Raw genomic sequence first — 17,635 nt, forward strand, 5'->3', positions numbered from 1 at the left:
ATACATATATCTGGTTCACAAGGGTGATAACAAGATTTAAGCGTGTAAAACGAGATTTACTACCCTTCGGATATAACTAACTCGAAGTCCCTATTTTTAGGTTTTACATCTGGATTAAGCCCTGAATCTTTTAACCATTTTTCTACGGTTCCAGCTACTGGCACATCTTTCCATGATTTTCTCAAATAGGAGTAAATGTCCTCTGAAAGCCCTGCAAGGCTAGCATTTGGATATTTCACCCAAGTATCAGAAGCTATTTTCAAAGCAATTGCATGGTGTCTATTTGTTTTACCTTTCCTGGCTTTACGTCGGTCCTCACTTATTATATTCTTAGCATATTCAACCTGTCGCAGCCCACCCAAGAGTGTTTCAACAAGCATTTCCCCGTAACGTTTTCTCATCTGTTTAGACAATCGTTCAAAACCCATAATTTCTAAAATAGCAGATACTTTTAACATATCAGATAACTCTGGACTTTGATAATTGAGCGCTTTATCAATCCCTTCAGCCTTGATCGTCAACCCAGATTGAATGACTATTTTTTCATTTTCTATTTCAGAAGAAAGATTAATCTTTTCCTCCCATGTCATTTTAGAAGGAGTAACACCATATATATCATTAACTGTTTTTGCAACAAGAGACTCAGAGGTTTTATCCCTAATTATAGAAACAAACTTATCTAAATTACTTAACTCATCTTGCTCAAACTTAATTTCAACTTCCGCAATATGTTTTTTAGACATTTAGACAACCTTAATATTTTTTGACAAATCAAAAATGAGGCGGTGTTTCTCTTCTTCACTAAGTCCTTCAAGTGCATTCAACAATCTAGTATCAAGAGATTTTTTACTCTCCACCAACCCCGCATGTTCAAGTATTGCGCGTTCTATTCTTGCAGCCGGTTCCATCAATTCATCTGCACTGAAATGCAAATAGCCCTGAGTTACATCGGCGCTTCTCATCGTCCGGTGGTTCAATAATCGTTTTAGAATGTAGTTTCCGACCCCCACCAGCTCAGCAACTGTCCCAAACGTGCGACGCCCGTCATGCCATTTGAAAGGAATAGGATTTAGCTGGTCTGAGTTTAGGCCTGGCACCGTAGCAGCACTTATACGATCGATAATGTGCCTGTACTCTTTAATCACACCTTTATCGCCAGGAAAAACTAATAAGCCATCTGCTGCTTTCATCTTTGCTCGGCGGCGAAATAATTTCAGGAGAGTTTCAGTAATGGGGAGTTCAAGCGGATCACCGTTCTTTGTGGTATCAATCCAGAAGTAGCGCCCGCCAAGATTAACTCTATCCCAGCTAAGCTCTAAAATCTCAGATTTACGCAGCCCGGTAAAAATAGCCATTTCCACAGCATCACATACCGCCGCTGCTATATCATCGCGCCCTTGTTCGGCAATATCTCTCACGGACGATAAAGCCCTAAACCACCTGCCAAGCTCATTGGTGCGGATACGTTCAGTTTTCCTCACAGTACCATGCCATTTTCGCTTTGTGCTCAGTACCATTGTAGGCGGGTCCGGAAGTAGCGTTTTCCCTTCCTCGTCACGGTAATGATCGTGCGCGAAGCGGTATATGGCACGAAGCACCCTAGCCCAGAGATCTGCCTGTGCTTTACTGCCGGTTCCAACCCCTGCGCGGAGCGTTGATTTATCAGCTCCAAACCATACAGAGCCATCAGTAACGGCTTTGTGTCTGGTTTCCACTCGTTCACGGCTGATAGAGGCGATTGGTTGTTTCATCCAGTCACCAGAGAAATTTTGCAGGATGGAACGATACTGTTTTGCTGTATCGGTGCTTAACCGTTCATCACGGCTTTTGATATAGGTGTCCAGCGCATCCTTAAGAGTAACCAAAGCCTTCTCATTGATGCGCTTTTCGACGTTAGGATTTCTGCCTGTAGTTGCTACGTCTCCCAGCAGTTCGAGAGCCTTTGCCCTGGCATTATCAATAGTAAGATCGGGAAATCTGCCTAAAGTGGCCCGTATAAATTTGCCATTACGTTTTCTGGAGATACAGAAGCTCTTCGCGCCACTGATCCCCACCCGGAGTCGTAGTCCGTTAACAACGGTATCACCATACTCCACCTGGCCACGTTCCGCAGGCGGCAAACTTTCGAGTTTTGCTTTCGTGAATTTGAATGTTTCCACAAACACCCCATACCAAGCGATCAGGGTATCCTGAGAATCGCTTGTTTTGCTCTAGGATACCTATAGGATACCGCAAACGAGTATTTTAGAGTATTTATGGTTATTTATACAGTAAATTAAAAATCATTAACTAACTGAAAATTATATAAAAGTATTTTTAGGTAAGAAGTTGCGTCCTAACTCATAATCGCTTGGTCGTTGGTTCAAACCCAACAGGGGCCACCAGATACAGCAAGGGCTTACGTGAAAACGTAAGCCCTTCGTTTTTTGCAGCACTCCTCACCACGTTAACTCACACTAACGCGCTCAGTTGCTCCTGCATATAAGATGAAAAATACTCGGGATTTTTAATCACAACACGCTCGTCAGAGGCGATTTTCTCAGCCCATCCGACTACTTTTTTGGTGAACTCGGGGTTCCATCCCTCTGAAGTCCCTCGCGCAGTAATGTCTTCTGCACTCACCTGTACACCGATTTCTTTCAGATACTTAAAGATACCCTTCGCTGTGCTTTCATCCATAGAGTGCGGTACCGCAACGGTTGTATCCATAGCGTTGATGAAATCCAGGGCTTTTGCGATGACTGTTGGCATGTTCTCGTCCTTAAATTAACCACGTGATTAACAAGACTATAAGACCTCAAATGGCTCACGATATCAAAGGGATTCTTACACCTTTCATACGAAACCTCGTACGGGTCACTTCTTCGGGCATCCATATCCTCAGCCTCCCTCATCGGGAGTGTAGCGGGAAATCACTTTTTTGCCATTTGAGGCAATAATCTAATCTTAATAACAAATATAATATATTATATATATGATTTTAATTTTCGATATCTAAAAAACTTCCACAAGAATATTCCTATAAAATAACCACAAAGCCGAATATATCTTTACGATTAAATCAATACGCATATTTTCTTATTTTAGATTGGCGCAAAACTTTTCCTTACCCTAAGGTTTACTTACGTCCAATTGAGAAAAAACCCCCTTCCATTTCTTTGAAAAGAAATAAGATAACCTGTAGAGGATAAGAATATGAAACCAACAACCCTGCTGCGCTTCATTCTTCCCTGCTTTGCATTTGCCGTAATTCCAACAGCCAATGCGGCGACGGCGACAGCCACCTTTCAGGTTCTTATTACTATTCTGAAGTCATGCAGCGTGACAGCCGGGGCATCCTCTAATATTAACCTTGGCTCAGTCAATGCCAGCGCCACCAATACCAGCGGGAACAGCACCATTGCGGTGAACTGCTCGAAAACAACGCCCTATTTTATCGGCCTGGCGCCCTCCACCGCCAACGGTGGCGGGACCAGCGGTGCCGGGGCAATGTCATCTGTCGCCAACGCCGCAACGAATACCGATAAAGTGCCGTACCAGCTCAACCAAACCTCCGCCACCGGCCCGGTGTGGGGGAATACCGCTACCACCACCACGGTGGGTAATGGCGTGGCAGGTACCGGTACTGGCGTTGCACAAACCTACACAGTCTACGCGACCGCCGCGAGCGCAAACTTCACCCCGGATAGCTACGCCGACACGGTAACAGTTAACGTTAACTATTGATTAAACGGAATTTTATGAGAATAAAAACCTTTTTAAGGCAGGCTATTTGGCTTTGCCTGACAGGATTGATCGCCTCACAAAATCTCGCCCTGGCCAGCGGTTTGCAGGTTTCTCCTGTCTCGTTAACGCTTCAGGATAAAAATGCAGATGGCATCTGGCTGAGCAACGAAGGCAGCAATGCAATTAACGCGCAGGTGCGTGTCTTTCACTGGAGTCAGCGCGATTTTCAGGACAACCTGACCGCCTCGCGCGATCTGGTTATCAGCCCGCCGATGCTCACTCTGCAACCCGGGCAGCGCCAGTTGATTCGCGTTATTCGTCTCGGGGATCCAACTAACAGTGTCGAGGAGTCTTACCGGTTATCTGTTAATGAATTACCGTCAGCCACGCCGCAGTCCAATAAATTACAATTTGTTTTGCATTATTCACTCCCCGTTTTTATTCAACCGAAAAACAGTGGTAAGCCGGAAGCGAAATTAACGTGGGGTGTTAAACGCGTGGGAAATGATAATTTCCTTGAGGTCAGCAACCAGGGAAATAGCCATGCGCAACTCTCGGCGGTGACATATATCAATCATCAGGGTGGCAGAAGGGAAATTACGCCGGGACTGCTTGGCTATGTTCTTCCAGGCTCGACCATGCGATGGATATTAGCGCCACAGGCCGCAAATATTGCGCCCGGCGGAAAACTCGAAGTCATGATCAATGGCCAAAAAGCGGTGCAAAATCTGTAGAAGGCATTCCCGTCTGGCAAACGTCATTTTGCTTAGCGCAACATGTTTATCGGGAGCCGCGGTCGCGAACAGCACCCACACTGCCCCATCACGGGATATTCCGATGAATGATAACGCGCAGCATGAAGGTATCGACCTCTACCTTGATGTGACGGTTAACGGAAACCCTAAAGGGCTGGTGCATTTTCGCTTTCATAATGAAAAGCTTTACGCCAGCCCCGCTACACGCCGCCAGATTGGCCTCCCGGCGGGTGAGACGCGCGCGCTTAATGACATTCCACAACTCAAAGTCGATTATAACGTTCAGCAGCAAACGCTCACGCTCAACGCCCCGCTTAGTGCACTGGATCTCGGTACCACCGAGGTCGGAATAGAGAACGTGGCGCAGCCACAAGCCAGCATCTCGCGTGGGCTACTGCTCAACTACGATCTCTATGCCGCGCAGGATGATGAAACGCGCCTCAACACGTGGAGCGAACTGCGCGCCTTTAATGCCGCCGGAGTTTTCAGCTCGACCCAGTTAAGTCAGAACACCACCGAAAGCACGCCAGGTTATCAAAGCAACGGCTTCACGCGCCTCGATACCAATTGGCGTTCCTCTTTCCCGGAAAACATGCTGTATATCTCGTTGGGGGATACGCTCACCAGCGCCCTGTCATGGTCGCGTTCTACGCGTATTGCCGGCCTGCAAATCGGCACCGATTTCAGCCTGCAGCCCTATCAGCCCACCACCCCGCTGCCTGCGTTTTTTGGTTCTGCCACGTTACCCTCCAGCGTCGAGCTATACGTGAACGGGGTGAGAAACTACAACGGCAACGTCCCTGCCGGGAATTTTGAGATTAACACCCTGCCTAATATCAACGGCGCGGGGAACGCCCAGGTAACGATGACCGATGCGCTGGGGCGCACAACCGTGCAAAATTTTTCGTTTTATAACGATCAGTCGTTGTTGCGAAAAGGCTTAACCGAGTGGTCCGCCGAACTGGGCGTGGTGCGGGAAAATTACGGTTACACCTCGTTTGACTACGCCAGCAAACCCGCGCTCAGCGCCACCTGGCGTCACGGCGTCAGTAACACGTTCACCACTGCTGCACACGGTGAAGCCAGTGACAGCCTGATTAACGGTGGCATCAGTAATGACTGGGTGCCTGGCCCGCGCAGCGGTACGATTTCAGTCGCCCTCGCCTTCAGCGATGATGAAGGAAAAAGTGGCACGCTGTACAGCCTCGGCTATCGCTGGTCGAACGATATTTTTAGCTTTAATACCTTAACCACCGCCACCAGCGGCGACTACCGCGACATCGCCACCGCGTACGGCCAGGCGCCGCCGGAGCTCAACAGCAATACCGTAGTAGGCTATAACGCCCAGTCACTCGGCAATTTCAGCGTTGGCTATTTGCAGTTTCGCTACCCTCATGACAGCAACCTGCGCTATGTGAATGCCAACTGGTCGAAATCGTTGACGGAAAAAACCTGGCTTAACCTCGGGCTGAACCAGAATCTTGACGATCATCAGGACAGCAGCGTCTACCTGATGCTGACAGTCTCTCTTGAAAACAACCGTACCGTCAGTGGTACCGTCCAGCGCACCAACAATGAGACGGGTTACATGATGAATGCCAGCCAGATGCTGCCGTCCGAAGGCGGATGGGGCTGGAATATTGCCGCCAATCGCCAGGCCTCTGAAACCAGCGGCCAGGGCGAAGTCGGCTATCAGGGACGATACGGGAAGGTCTATACCGGCTTTAACCGTGTTCCCGATGACCACTACGCCTACGCGGGCGCGACCGGTTCACTGGTGATGATGGGCGGTGGCCTGTTCGCCGCGCGTGAAATCAATAATGGTTTTGCGGTGGTGTCGACGCAGGGCGTGCCGGACGTGCCGGTGATGCTGGAAAACAACGTCGTCGGCACCAGCGACGACGACGGCTTGCTGCTGGTGACGCAGCTCAATAGCTATCAAAACAATCAGATAAGCATCGATACACTGAATCTTCCGGCCAACACGCGCGTCGACCGCGTTAACACCGCCGCCGTTCCCGCCGATCGTTCCGGCACGCTGGTTGAGTTTGGTATTACCGCCACGCAACCCGCGTTGATTGTCTTAGTGGATGCCCAGGGCCACGCGTTACCGGAAGGCAGCCAGGCCACGCTCAACCCAGGCCAAAAGCACACTGATACGGTGATGATCGGTTTCGATGGGATGGCCTATTTCGACATGGTGTCGCCGCATAATACGCTGGAAGTTGCCCTGCCGGGCGGCAAGTGTGCTGTGCAGTTCGATTACCCGCGTCAGGCCAAAGGCATCCCGCAAATTGGCCCATTGGTCTGTCGCTAACTACAGGAGTCGTGATGTGCGGTTAATTCATCTGGTATTACTGTTGGGATTATTGCTCTGCCCGCTGGCCAGCAAAGCGGTGGTGTGCTCAATGTCCGGCGTGCAAAACATCAACTTTGGTAACGTCAACCCGTTAAGCAGCGCGGATACCAATACCAGCATGACCTTCAACTACAGCTGTACTAAAGAGCTCGGCGATTTACTGGCCGGTGTGACTATCTGCTTTAACATCGGCGTGTCGGCGAACAGCGGTCAGGTGATACCGCGCAGAATGGCTTATGCGGGACCACCCGCCGGGACGCTCGATTATCAGCTTTATCAGAATGCGGGGTACACCACTGTCTGGGGTAGTCAGTATCAAAGCGGGACCACCGTTCCGGCGATCCAGCTTAATTTGTTAAACCTGACGCCAGTGACGGGCAGTGCGACGGTGTATGCCAAAGTGCCTGCCAGGCAAACCACCGTCGTGCCGGGAAGCTATCAGGATACCTATACGGCGGCGACCGCCAGCATGACCATCAACGTCGGCCTGCTGGCGCCACCGACGACCTGTGGAACCACGCAGGGGCCAACTTTTCCTTTTAACGTCCAGGCTACCGTGACCAAATTTTGCAACGTCACCACGGCGAGTAATATCAATTTTGGCAATGCCGCCTTCACCGATACCAACCTGAGCGCTAACAACAGCATTAGCGTGGCCTGCACCAACAATACGCCCTATACCATCGGGCTGGTACCGTCCAACAACAGCACGACGGGTAGTGGGGTGATGAAAACCAATACTGGCAATGCCAGCAACAGCGATCAGGTGCCGTATCAGCTTCGCTCCGCCGCCGGAAACAGCGGTGCGCCATGGGGAAACAGCACAGGCACCAATACAGTTGCCGGAACGGGGAACGGGCAAACCACCACCTACAATGCGTATGCCACGGTGCCAAGCGCGAATTACACGCCCGACACCTACGCCGACACGGTCACTATCAACGTGACCTACTAAAGCCCGCTCCACCACAGCCGGGCGCGCATGCCCCAGTAGCTGGTCCAGCCGGTAGTCACATTCACCACCTGGCCCTGCGAAATAACCACCAGCGTGGGCGTCACACTTACCTGCCAGCGCGCGGAAAGCTCACCGCGCGGGTCGTTTACCACGGGCAGGGTCAGGTGCTTTTTTGCCATCCATTGCGCCAGTTGGCTGTCGTCTCCGGAGCGCAGGGCCACGCTCAGTACGTTCTGACCCTCCTGCGAAAGTTGCTCCACCGCTGGCGTGGTGTAGCGGCATACGCCACACCAGGTCGCCCATACGTAGAGTAACAACGGCTTTTCCTGGCTCAGATCCACCAGCGAATGGGTTTCGCCGTCCAGGGTCTGTAAGGCTATCCCGGAAACATTCTCCGGGAGTTCAGGCTTACGCAGTTGATCCATCCCCCACATCAGCGCCATTGCCAGGAGCAGCAGGACAACCAGATCCTTCAGCCAGCGGCGTAATTTACTGCGCATTGGCTTTCGCCAGCTGTTCTTTCACCAGCGCCTCCAGATCGTCATAGGCGATGGCGCCCGCCACCAGTTGATCGCCAACGATCGTCGCGGGCGTTCCCTGAATGCCCAGCACCTGCGACAGGATCAGATTCAGCTTCACGCTGTCCGTGCTTTGCGCATCCGCCTTGATATCCGCCGTCTGGGTTTTCTGCTGCGCACTCAGGATCGAGGCGTCATCGTGCGTGCCTTTTTTCGCCATTAACCGCTGATGCAGCGCCCAGAATTTTTCCGGCTGCTGACGCCAGGTGGTTAACGCCACGCGGGCGGAGGTCATCGAACTTTCGCCGCGAAACGGCAGCAGTTTGACGATCAGTTGCACCTGTGGGTAATCCTGCACAATTTTCTCCAGCATCGGGTCAAACTGTTTGCAGTAAGGGCAGTTGTAATCGGTAAAATTGACGATCACCAGCGCCGGTTTTTCCGCGCCTTTACGGGGGCTGGACGGATCATTGAAAATCATCTCAGTGAGCTGCGATTGGGTGTCCGATTCTTGTGCCTGACTAAAGGTGGCCATGCACAGCAGTAACATCAGAGTAAATACACGCATTAGTTTTTTCCTTTGGCGTTCGATAACGCATTCAACACCGCATCGCGGCTGAGCAGCGGCGGCAGAATCTCGCCCTGCGGCGTTCCGGGGCCATAAATTTGATTAAACGGGATAGCCGCGCTTTGGCGGCGCTGGAGGAACTGGCTGATGACGGCGGATGGGCGGCTCCAGTCACCACGCAGGGCGACAACATCCGGCGCAGTCAGCGCCTGCTGAACGTCATCGCGTAGCAGCACATTGTATTTATTGGCTTTACAGGTGACGCACCAGTCGGCGGTCACATCGACAAACACGCGTTTACCGTCAGCCAGCGCCGTCTGGATCGCCTGTTCGCTCAGCGGTTGCCAGTCAATTTGGTCGCGCAGGGGGGAAGCCGATTGTGGAAGCCAGAAAAGCGCCGCCGCGGTCAGCAGCATCAGCCCCGCCGCGCACAGCGCCACACGCCCGCGATAGCGCCAGGCCAGTGCGGCGCACAGCAGCAGCGCCAGCACACCGCCAATTCCCCAGGTGACGGCGGCCCCAACATGCGCGTTCAGTAGCGTCAGCAGCCAGAGTGCAGAGCCCAGCATCATCACGCCCAGCACAACACGCACGACGTTCATCCAGCGGCCCGGCTTCGGCAGGCGCAGCGCCAGCCCCGGCCAGGCTGCAACCAGCAGCCACGGCAGGCTCATGCCAATCCCCATCGCAAGGAAAATGCCCCACAGTTTCGGCAGCGGCGCAACCAGCGCCACCGATACCGCCGTCCCAAGGAACGGTGCGGTGCAGGGCGTTGCCAGCAGCGTGGCAAATGCGCCCTGCCAGAAATGCCCCGCCAGCCCGTGACCGCCACGCGTAGCGAGAAACGTCGTGGTGTTTGATGAGAGGCGAATTTCGAACAATCCCAACAGGCTGGCGCTGAACAGCACCATTACCAGCACCATCGCCGCAATAAACCACGGATTCTGGAACTGTATTCCCCAGCCCAGCGCCTGATTGCTCAGGCGGAGTACTGTCATCATCAATGCCAGCGCCAGAAATGACGCCACAATCCCCGCCACCGAGGCCAGAAACTGCCGCCGCACTACGCCGCGCTGCGTGCTATCACCCTGTAATACCGAGCCAAGTTTCATCGCCAGCACCGGTAATACGCAGGGCATAATGTTAAGGATCAGCCCACCGAGCAGCGCCATCGACAGCACCAGCCACAGCGACACGCTTTCTGACGACAGCCCACTCGCCAGGCCAATTACCCGCGTACTCTCCTGCGCGAGGCCCTTATCCACCAGCACCAGCGACAGCGTTTTGCCCTGTAAATCCGGCGCGCTATCGCCCCATTCGTCCGTCACCGGCACGGTGGCAGTGAGCGTATCGCCGTTCATCTGGACACTGGGTTTGGCAAAACTCACGCCATCCAGCGTATCAAGAAACAGCGCGGGCGATTGCCATCCGCCCTCACGCGTGGCGGTAACGATCATTTTTCCCGGCGCGTAATCCGCCCGCAATGTGGTGGTCAGCCCATCTTCGCGTGGCAGGGTGCCCATCGCGCGGGTGAAGTCGTAATCGATGTTTTTATTCGTCGGCGCGCGCAGGTCGAGCGAGAACGGATAGTCCGTCAGAATACAGACGTTGCTACAGGTAGAGAGCGTCAGCACGCCGCTCAGCGTCGGCGTTTTTACATCATGCAGCGTGATGGGGAAGCTAACGTTATCGTGATAGCCCTGCGTCGTAATACCCGCGACATCAAAACGTTGCGGCACCGGCCAGCGCCAGGTCACCGTCGGCGCATTATCCCAGACGATAGTGGGCGCAATCCCACCCTCGCCCGGCGAGCGCCAGTAGGTTTTCCAGCCCTTCTCCAGTTGAACATCCAGAAGCAGGCGCGTATCGCCGCCCGGAAGAGTTTGCGTGCGCAGCCGCACGCTGGCGTGGTCGTTATCGGCGGCGCGCAGCCAGCCGCTGTCCGCCGCCCAGCTTGCGGGCAGCCACAGACAAACCAGGCAGAGCAGAAGCTGCCTGAAAAAAGTAAGCATCGGTTTTCTCCGTAAGTAATTAATTAACCTGAATAACGCAGGCTAAAACTCACTCACGGAAGACGCACAATCGTAGATGCACCCGCAATCGGGGCGAAGAGATAACGCGAGGAGGCCAGACACGCGTGAAGAAGACGGGCAGCGCCGCCAGTACCGCCAGCAGCAACGCAACGGCAAACAGCGCGCCTTCAAACAGCACCGGCGGCGACGCCAGCAGCGATTTCGCGCTCAGCTCGCAAGGCGTGACGGGCGCATCGCCATCCGATGAGACGGTCTGGCTTACGGAGGCAACGTTCATCGTCAGGGCGTGCAGGCTCGCCATGCGCTGCGCGGTGCAAACCAGCACCACCAGACATGCAAGGGCTACCAGTAAAATCGCCTTTCGCTGCCGATGAATCATCATTACCTCGTATAAATACGGGCTTAATCTTAACGGACGAAAATGGTTTGGCAATCTTATTGCTGTAAAGAAGTGTTGGAGAGAGAGAAACGCCCGGCGTTAACCGGGCGGAAGGATCAGTTATTCACCGGAATAACCGCACCTTTGTATTTGGTGCGGATCCACTCCTGAATCTCTTTGGAGTGCAGCACGTTCACCAGCGCCACAATATCTTTTTTCTTCTCGTCGCCGCGATGCACGGTAATGATATTCGCATACGGGTTATTTTCACCGCTCTCGACCGCAATCGGATCATGCACCGGGTCGAGGCCCGCATCAATCGCGTAGTTGGCGTTGATCACCACCGCCGCACCTTCGTCGTTGTTGTACATCTGCGGCAGCAGAGACGCTTCGACGTTCGGCAGGAATTGCAGCTTTTTCGGGTTCTCCACGATGTCGCCGATACGCGCGGTCACTTTATCAATCCCCGGTTTCAGTTTGATCACGCCCTCTTTTTCGAAGATGGTCAGAATACGTCCCTCTTCGGAAACCGCGTCACGCATGATGATTTTGCCGCCTTCCGGCAGGTCTTTCAGCGTCTTGTATTTTTTGGAGTAAATACCAATCGGCTCGATGTGGATCGCCCCGGCACTCACGAAATCATAATCTTTATCGCCCGCATGATCTTTCAGCACGCTGTTCAGATACGGGATGTGCTGGAAGTAGTTGGCGTCAATGTCGCGACCTGCCAGCGCGGTGTTCGGCAGGATGTAGTCCTGGAACGGTTTAATCTCCAGGTCGATACCCTGCTTCGCCAGAATCGGTTTCGCCTGCTCCAGAATTTCCGCGTGCGGCGTGTTGGACGCCCCCACGGTCAGGGTGTCAGCCCAGGAAGCAAAGCTCAGGGCGCTCAGGGTAGCGGCGGCGATTAGCGTGAGTGTCTTTTTCATGATGATGGTTCCTGTGTGTGTTATTAGCGTTTATCTAACAGAGAAGTCAGTACGTCGCCGCAAAACTGGATGATGAAAACGATGATGAGAATAGTCACCGTCGCGACCAGCGTGACGTCATTGTGGTTGCGCTGGAATCCTTCCAGATAAGCCAGATTCCCTAAGCCACCTGCGCCGATCACCCCCGCCATTGCGCTGTAACTCACCAGCGCAATCAGCGTGACGGTAATACCGGAAACCAGCGCCGGGGAAGATTCGGGCAGCAGGACGCGAAAAATCAGCGTCGACAAACGTGCGCCCATAGACCGGGTTGCCTCAATCACCCCTTTGTCGACTTCACGCAGGGCAATCTCGACCAGTCGCGCATAGAACGGAGCCGCACCAACAATCAGGGCGGGCAGCGCCGCGTTCGCGCCGAGAATGGTGCCGACGATCGTTTTGGTAAACGGGATCAGCAACACAATCAAAATAATGAACGGAATGGAACGGAAGACGTTCACCACCACCGAAATCACGCTGTACAGCGGGCGGTTATAAAAGAGCCCGCCTTTGGCGGTCAGAAACAGCGCCAGCCCGAGCGCGATGCCGAGGACAAACGTCGCCACACCGGAAAGCGCGGTCATGTAGAGCGTCTCCTGGGTGGCGGCCCACAGGGCATCCCATTTCAGATGCGGTAAGAATTGCTCAGCCATGTTTCACTACCTCGCTGTCGATGCCGGTTTCCTGCAAATCTGCGAGGATGCTTTTCAGTTGTTCGGGGTTCGCCACCACGTGCAGCCAGAGCTGACCAAACGCGCCGTGCGTGGTCTGCGTCATTTTGCCGTGCAGAATGTTGAATGGCAGGCCATAGCGCAGCGTCAGTTCACCGACGACCGGGCGATGGGTCGTCTGCCCGGTAAAGGTCAGCTTGATAATGCTGCCGGTCAGGCCGTCGGTGAGATCGGGGTTAAACGCCTCCTCTTCGACGTACTGGCTTACCTGGCGCACAAACTGCTGAGTAATCGGTTTTTGCGGATGGGTAAAGACCTCCAGCACATCACCCTCTTCCACCACTTTGCCGTCTTCCATCACCGCCACGCGGTCGCAGATTTTGCGCACCACGTGCATTTCATGGGTGATGAGCACAATGGTTAAACGGAAGCGGCGGTTGATATCCAGTAGCAGGTCGAGAATTTGATCGGTTGTTTGCGGGTCGAGCGCCGAGGTGGCTTCATCGCACAGCAGCACGTCCGGGTCGTTGGCCAGCGCGCGGGCGATACCCACACGTTGTTTCTGCCCGCCGCTTAACTGTGAGGGATAGGCATTTTCACGCCCCTTCAGGCCCACCAGCTCAACCAGTTCCGCCACGCGAGCGCGAATTTTGGCTTTCGGTACGCCGGCAATCTGCATCGAAAAAGCGATGTTTTCGCTGACCGTGCGCGACCAGAGCAGGTTAAAGTGCTGAAATACCATGCTGATTTTGAGGCGTGCCTGGCGCAGACTTTCGCCTTTCGCGGCGGAGATATCCTGCCCGTTAATGACAACGCTACCCGTAGTGGGTTTTTCCAGCCCGTTAAGCAGGCGAATCAGCGTGCTTTTTCCCGCGCCGCTGTAGCCGATAATGCCGTAAATCTGCCCCTGCTCAATGCTCAGGTTGACGTTATCGACCGCCGTAATCGTCCCTTTTCCAGGGTTAAAAATCTTTGAAATATTCCTGAGTACTATCATTCGTCTGCCAAATAGCGGTTTAGAAGTATGGACGTCCAGACGATATCGGGAATGAGTGATAGATAGCAAACAACAAAAAGGAATGTGTTATTACGAAAGGTTATAAGCGAGTCGCCGCGCCGGGTGGGGCAATACGATTATTTTCGGCAAAGCATAGTCGGAATTTGGCAAATGCGATGTCACCCGACACACCGCGTTTTCAGCTTTTGTAGGTCGGGTAAGCGCAGCGCCACCCGACAAAACCAACGCACTTACTTCTTATGCCAGTACGCCTGAGTCCGCACCAGTTGTTGATCAATCGCGTCATTTTCAAAACGCCTCACCAGTGATTTCGCCACCGCGCCTTCCCCGGTCACCCAGATAAAATAGTCTTCTGCCGGAACGGCCAGCGTCGCCAGCTTATCGGCCACGGCTTGTTCGTGATGACCCACCACCCACTCAATATCAAACTCGCTGAACTCCGCCAGATAGTCCTGATACGCCTCATCCGCGATCGTCACAATGGCCTTAACCTGCGGGCGCGACGGCAGCTGGCGCAGGCTTTCCAGGCGGCGGCGCAACGCAGGCATACCCGATTCATCACACACATAAAGCTGCCAGGCGTAATCCTCCGGCACCACCAGCGAACCACGCGGCCCACCAATCGTTAGCGTATCCCCCCCGCGGGCATTCATCGCCCATGAACTTGCCACGCCGCCATCATGAATAAAGAAGTCATAGGCCAGCTCATGACGCTCGGCGTTGTAGAGAGGCGTGTAGTCTCGCGACTGCGGGCGCACACCATCCGGCCAAACGATCCCTTCGTCGGTCATGGTCGGCGGGGCGATACGTTCGCCGGCCTGAGGGAAAAACAGTTTGGTGTGATCGTCAAAGCCGCGTGAGGAGAAGCCTTCCAGCGCCTCACCACCCAGCACAATGCGCTGAAAAGCGGCGCCGATGCGCTCAACGCGTAACACGGTTAATTCGCGAAAACGCAGTTCATTACGCACACGCTGTGGGTATTTTTTTTCTGTCATAGTGATGTTATCCGTCGCCATCGTGAAAAAATAGATATATCTAAACTTGATGCAAATGATAATGATTGGCAATTAGACAGAAAGCAAGTTTTTTTAAGATATACTTTATATATCGCACAAAAAATTGGGGAAATAAAATTAATTTGTTATATTTCATGAATATATAAAAACACCCCGCCTCACCCTTGCTAAATCCAGACATTTAGATATAAATTAGATATATCGAAACAAAATTAAGGTAAAAAATGATGAGACACTTTTCAGAGTTTGGTCGTGAAGGTCGCGGTGGTCGTGAATGCCATGGTGAGCGCGAATGCCGCGGTGGTCGTGGTGAAGGTCGTCACGGCGGTGGAGGCGGCTTTGGCGGCGGGCGTCGTCAGCGTTTCTTCGGCCATGGCGAGCTGCGTCTGGTGGTACTGGATATCCTCTCCCGCAACGCCAGCCACGGTTACGAGTTGATCAAAGAGATCGAAAACATGACCCAGGGCAACTACAGCCCAAGCCCTGGCGTAATCTACCCGACACTCGACCTGTTGCAGGATCAGGGGCTGATCACCATCCAGGAAGAAGACGGTGGACGTAAAAAAATCGCCATCACCGGGGAAGGCAGTAATGTGCTGGTGGAAAACAAAGAGGTGCTGGAGCAGGTTCAGGCGAAACTGAAACTCCGCATGGTCGGCCACGAACTGCGTAAAGATCCGCAAATGAAACGCGCGCTGGAAAACTTCAAGGCCGTACTGAACCTGAAAGTGAACCAGAGCGAAATCAGCGACGCGCAGCTAAAACAGATTGTTGGCGTGATCGACCGCGCGGCGCTGGAAATTTCACAGCTTGATTAATGCAGTACCGTGACAGCGTCCTGAAGCCGGCTGGCGCGATGTTTTACCATCGCCGACACATGGGCGCTTTCGGCAACCAGCCCGGCATTTTTCTGGGTAATGGCATCCAGTTCCGCCACCGCGCGGGTAATATCCGACAGCCCGTTGGCCTGTTCTGAGGTCGACTGGCTGATTTGTGCAATCAACTGCGTCACATTCTGCACCTGCGCCAGAATATCGTTCATCACCCGCCCCGCCGCGTGAACCTGATCGGCGCCGGAATGCACCTTGCTGGCGCTGGCCTCAATCAGCTTACGAATGTCGTTGGCCGCCGTTGCGCTGCGGCTCGCCAGCTGGCGCACCTCTCCCGCGACCACCGCAAAGCCTTTCCCCTGATCGCCCGCTCGCGCGGCTTCGACCGCCGCATTAAGCGCCAGAATATTGGTCTGGAAAGCAATATCATTGATAAGCGTGGTGATTGAGCCAATCCGCTGCGTGCTGTCAGCAATTTCGTCCATCGTTCTGACCACGCCCTGCATTGCCTGCCCGCCCTGCTCCGCCGCGCCGCTGGCGGCAATTGAGAGCTTATCGGCTGCCGCCGCCGTTTGCGAATTGCTTTGCACGGAGGCATTCATCTCGTTCATCGTTGCTACGGTCTGCTGAACGTTAACCACCGTTTGTCGGGTGCGTTCATTGAGCACATCGTTGCCCTTCGCGAGCGTATCGCTTCCCTGACTGACGCTGGAGACCTGGCTTGCGACATCATTTTTCAACCAGCGACAGATAAGCCCCAGTTGCCCGACCGATCGCAAAATCAGCCCGAGCTCATCACCGCGGTTCAGATGTTGCACGCTGTTTCTCCCGCCCGTCGCCACGCTTAATGCCTGACGCGCGACGTTTTCTACCGGACGCACTACCTGTACTTCAAAAAGGATCGTTGCGAAAACCATCAACAATGCCGCGACGGCCAAGGCTATCCACGACGCATGTGTAGCCAATAACGCCCCCGCTAACAGCACAAAAATAAACATCATGATTGCCCGCACGCGCCAGCGTAGCGGCATCGCGGGTAGTTTGCCCCACCAGCGTTGACTTACCACCATACCTTTGTGCAGGCGCTTGTGGCTTCGCCCCTCTTTGAGCGCACGATAGAGCGGCTCCGTGACCGCGATTTCTTCTGGCGTCGCCTGGGTACGAATCGACATATAGCCAGTCACCTTCCCTTGTCGCACCATCGGAATCGCATTGGCGCGCACCCAATAATGGTCGCCATTTTTACGTCGGTTTTTGACAATTGCGCTCCACGGCTCGCCCTGTTTCAGGGTGTACCACATATCGGCAAACGCCGCTTTCGGCATATCCGGATGGCGCACCAGATTATGCGGTTGACCGCTAATCTCTTCGAGGCTGTAGCCGCTCACCTGAATAAACGCATCGTTCACATGAGTGACATAGCTGTTGAGATCGGAGGTGGACATTAAGGTCGTCTGTTCATCCAGCGGGTATTCATGCTGGCTAACCCAGGGTTGTGAAGACATGCAGGTATCCTTGCCGGTAATAAGGCTTATTGTGTAAAGGTTATGTCGGCGGCGGATGACTGAGCTTTATTCGTTAATCTCGATTCAGCTCGCATTTTTAGAGGATATATTCTCTTACGCGTCAAAATGGCGCAGGATCTGCCCCGTTTTCGCGCAGCTCGCCCCATTCTGGCGAAATGAGATTTTTCTATCTCCTGCGGCAACAAGGCCGCTGGACGATTAAATATTGTGCAACTGCATTTCTCCCTGGTGTTTATCCCGATTTTCAGCGCCCGCTTCGAAGTGGCGCATTCCCTGCAATACTTAATTCAGTATCGTGTGATACGTGACCCCC

Annotated in this window: 17 protein-coding genes; 5 read left to right on the forward strand and 12 right to left on the reverse strand. The window is 53.5% G+C overall.

What is annotated here, in order from left to right; all coding sequences use genetic code 11:
- Positions 1 to 59: 59 nt before the first annotated feature.
- From F0Q32_RS16295 to F0Q32_RS16305, 3 genes are all read right to left on the reverse strand, one after another.
- Positions 60 to 743 carry a hypothetical protein gene (locus tag F0Q32_RS16295; protein WP_149463912.1) on the reverse strand — a complete coding sequence of 228 codons (684 nt, stop codon included), beginning with the start codon at positions 741 to 743 and terminating at the stop codon, positions 60 to 62.
- Positions 744 to 2,159 (reverse strand): integrase family protein, encoded by a 1,416-nt coding sequence (locus tag F0Q32_RS16300; RefSeq protein ID WP_149463913.1) that lies wholly within the window; start codon positions 2,157 to 2,159, stop codon positions 744 to 746.
- A 292-nt stretch (positions 2,160 to 2,451) separates the two neighbouring features.
- A complete protein-coding gene (locus F0Q32_RS16305) occupies positions 2,452 to 2,751 on the reverse strand; it encodes a DUF1889 family protein (RefSeq protein ID WP_149463914.1) in 300 nt (99 codons plus the stop codon).
- A gap of 444 nt (positions 2,752 to 3,195) precedes the next feature.
- Here F0Q32_RS16305 and F0Q32_RS16310 point away from each other — a divergent pair, with 444 nt between their 5' ends.
- From F0Q32_RS16310 to F0Q32_RS16325, 4 genes are all read left to right on the forward strand, one after another.
- Complete coding sequence (locus tag F0Q32_RS16310) at positions 3,196 to 3,726, forward strand: spore coat protein U domain-containing protein (RefSeq protein WP_149463915.1); 531 nt, start codon at positions 3,196 to 3,198, stop codon at positions 3,724 to 3,726.
- Between the two features lie 14 nt (positions 3,727 to 3,740).
- Positions 3,741 to 4,460 (forward strand): molecular chaperone, encoded by a 720-nt coding sequence (locus tag F0Q32_RS16315; protein ID WP_149463916.1) that lies wholly within the window; start codon positions 3,741 to 3,743, stop codon positions 4,458 to 4,460.
- 103 nt (positions 4,461 to 4,563) lie between these two features.
- On the forward strand, positions 4,564 to 6,798 hold the full coding sequence (locus tag F0Q32_RS16320) for a fimbria/pilus outer membrane usher protein (protein WP_149463917.1): 2,235 nt from the start codon (positions 4,564 to 4,566) through the stop codon (positions 6,796 to 6,798).
- Positions 6,799 to 6,814: 16 nt separating this feature from the next.
- Complete coding sequence (locus tag F0Q32_RS16325) at positions 6,815 to 7,795, forward strand: spore coat protein U domain-containing protein (protein ID WP_149463918.1); 981 nt, start codon at positions 6,815 to 6,817, stop codon at positions 7,793 to 7,795.
- On the opposite strand, the gene F0Q32_RS16330 is transcribed toward F0Q32_RS16325, so the two are convergent.
- From F0Q32_RS16330 to F0Q32_RS16365, 8 genes are all read right to left on the reverse strand, one after another.
- Positions 7,792 to 8,295 carry a protein disulfide oxidoreductase gene (locus F0Q32_RS16330; protein ID WP_149463919.1) on the reverse strand — a complete coding sequence of 168 codons (504 nt, stop codon included), beginning with the start codon at positions 8,293 to 8,295 and terminating at the stop codon, positions 7,792 to 7,794. The two genes, F0Q32_RS16325 and F0Q32_RS16330, sit on opposite strands and share 4 nt — an antisense overlap.
- A complete protein-coding gene (locus tag F0Q32_RS16335) occupies positions 8,285 to 8,881 on the reverse strand; it encodes a DsbA family protein (RefSeq protein ID WP_149463920.1) in 597 nt (198 codons plus the stop codon). The genes F0Q32_RS16330 and F0Q32_RS16335 overlap by 11 nt, the downstream gene beginning before the upstream one ends.
- Positions 8,881 to 10,893 carry a protein-disulfide reductase DsbD gene (locus F0Q32_RS16340; RefSeq protein WP_149463921.1) on the reverse strand — a complete coding sequence of 671 codons (2,013 nt, stop codon included), beginning with the start codon at positions 10,891 to 10,893 and terminating at the stop codon, positions 8,881 to 8,883. The genes F0Q32_RS16335 and F0Q32_RS16340 overlap by 1 nt, the downstream gene beginning before the upstream one ends.
- 49 nt (positions 10,894 to 10,942) lie before the next feature.
- The gene (locus F0Q32_RS16345; RefSeq protein WP_149464053.1) at positions 10,943 to 11,293 is read right to left on the reverse strand and encodes a copper resistance protein; all 351 of its coding nucleotides are present in this window, start codon (positions 11,291 to 11,293) and stop codon (positions 10,943 to 10,945) included.
- Between the two features lie 116 nt (positions 11,294 to 11,409).
- Entirely contained in the window at positions 11,410 to 12,222 is an 813-nt protein-coding gene (locus tag F0Q32_RS16350; protein WP_149463922.1) for a MetQ/NlpA family ABC transporter substrate-binding protein, read from the reverse strand.
- 23 nt (positions 12,223 to 12,245) lie between these two features.
- Positions 12,246 to 12,914: a methionine ABC transporter permease gene (locus F0Q32_RS16355; RefSeq protein WP_108475053.1), complete on the reverse strand. Its 669-nt coding sequence runs from the start codon at positions 12,912 to 12,914 to the stop codon at positions 12,246 to 12,248.
- Positions 12,907 to 13,929 carry a methionine ABC transporter ATP-binding protein gene (locus F0Q32_RS16360; RefSeq protein WP_149463923.1) on the reverse strand — a complete coding sequence of 341 codons (1,023 nt, stop codon included), beginning with the start codon at positions 13,927 to 13,929 and terminating at the stop codon, positions 12,907 to 12,909. Before F0Q32_RS16360 ends, F0Q32_RS16355 begins: the two co-directional genes overlap by 8 nt.
- Positions 13,930 to 14,180: 251 nt before the next feature.
- Positions 14,181 to 14,945, reverse strand: a complete 765-nt coding sequence (locus F0Q32_RS16365) for a siderophore-interacting protein (protein WP_149463924.1) — start codon at positions 14,943 to 14,945, stop codon at positions 14,181 to 14,183.
- A gap of 248 nt (positions 14,946 to 15,193) precedes the next feature.
- Between F0Q32_RS16365 and F0Q32_RS16370 the strand changes: the two genes are divergently transcribed.
- Complete coding sequence (locus F0Q32_RS16370; protein ID WP_149464054.1) at positions 15,194 to 15,784, forward strand: PadR family transcriptional regulator; 591 nt, start codon at positions 15,194 to 15,196, stop codon at positions 15,782 to 15,784.
- Here F0Q32_RS16370 and F0Q32_RS16375 read toward each other — a convergent pair.
- Entirely contained in the window at positions 15,781 to 17,301 is a 1,521-nt protein-coding gene (locus tag F0Q32_RS16375) for a PAS domain-containing methyl-accepting chemotaxis protein (RefSeq protein WP_149463925.1), read from the reverse strand. The genes F0Q32_RS16370 and F0Q32_RS16375 overlap by 4 nt on opposite strands.
- Positions 17,302 to 17,635 lie beyond the last annotated feature (334 nt).

The organism is Pseudocitrobacter sp. 73 (genome assembly GCF_008369545.1).
Classification (GTDB): Bacteria; Pseudomonadota; Gammaproteobacteria; order Enterobacterales; family Enterobacteriaceae; genus Pseudocitrobacter; species Pseudocitrobacter vendiensis.

What these genes read in the sequence shown, in the direction of transcription:
- F0Q32_RS16375 (WP_149463925.1), bottom strand. Translation starts at nt 17,301, where the DNA reads ATGTCTTCACAACCCTGGGTTAGCCAGCATGAATACCCGCTGGATGAA.
- F0Q32_RS16330 (WP_149463919.1), bottom strand. Translation starts at nt 8,295, where the DNA reads ATGCGCAGTAAATTACGCCGCTGGCTGAAGGATCTGGTTGTCCTGCTG.
- F0Q32_RS16315 (WP_149463916.1), top strand. Translation starts at nt 3,741, where the DNA reads ATGAGAATAAAAACCTTTTTAAGGCAGGCTATTTGGCTTTGCCTGACA.
- F0Q32_RS16310 (WP_149463915.1), top strand. Translation starts at nt 3,196, where the DNA reads ATGAAACCAACAACCCTGCTGCGCTTCATTCTTCCCTGCTTTGCATTT.
- F0Q32_RS16365 (WP_149463924.1), bottom strand. Translation starts at nt 14,945, where the DNA reads ATGACAGAAAAAAAATACCCACAGCGTGTGCGTAATGAACTGCGTTTT.
- F0Q32_RS16320 (WP_149463917.1), top strand. Translation starts at nt 4,564, where the DNA reads ATGAATGATAACGCGCAGCATGAAGGTATCGACCTCTACCTTGATGTG.
- F0Q32_RS16345 (WP_149464053.1), bottom strand. Translation starts at nt 11,293, where the DNA reads ATGATTCATCGGCAGCGAAAGGCGATTTTACTGGTAGCCCTTGCATGT.
- F0Q32_RS16340 (WP_149463921.1), bottom strand. Translation starts at nt 10,893, where the DNA reads ATGCTTACTTTTTTCAGGCAGCTTCTGCTCTGCCTGGTTTGTCTGTGG.
- F0Q32_RS16350 (WP_149463922.1), bottom strand. Translation starts at nt 12,222, where the DNA reads ATGAAAAAGACACTCACGCTAATCGCCGCCGCTACCCTGAGCGCCCTG.
- F0Q32_RS16305 (WP_149463914.1), bottom strand. Translation starts at nt 2,751, where the DNA reads ATGCCAACAGTCATCGCAAAAGCCCTGGATTTCATCAACGCTATGGAT.
- F0Q32_RS16335 (WP_149463920.1), bottom strand. Translation starts at nt 8,881, where the DNA reads ATGCGTGTATTTACTCTGATGTTACTGCTGTGCATGGCCACCTTTAGT.
- F0Q32_RS16295 (WP_149463912.1), bottom strand. Translation starts at nt 743, where the DNA reads ATGTCTAAAAAACATATTGCGGAAGTTGAAATTAAGTTTGAGCAAGAT.
- F0Q32_RS16360 (WP_149463923.1), bottom strand. Translation starts at nt 13,929, where the DNA reads ATGATAGTACTCAGGAATATTTCAAAGATTTTTAACCCTGGAAAAGGG.
- F0Q32_RS16370 (WP_149464054.1), top strand. Translation starts at nt 15,194, where the DNA reads ATGAGACACTTTTCAGAGTTTGGTCGTGAAGGTCGCGGTGGTCGTGAA.
- F0Q32_RS16355 (WP_108475053.1), bottom strand. Translation starts at nt 12,914, where the DNA reads ATGGCTGAGCAATTCTTACCGCATCTGAAATGGGATGCCCTGTGGGCC.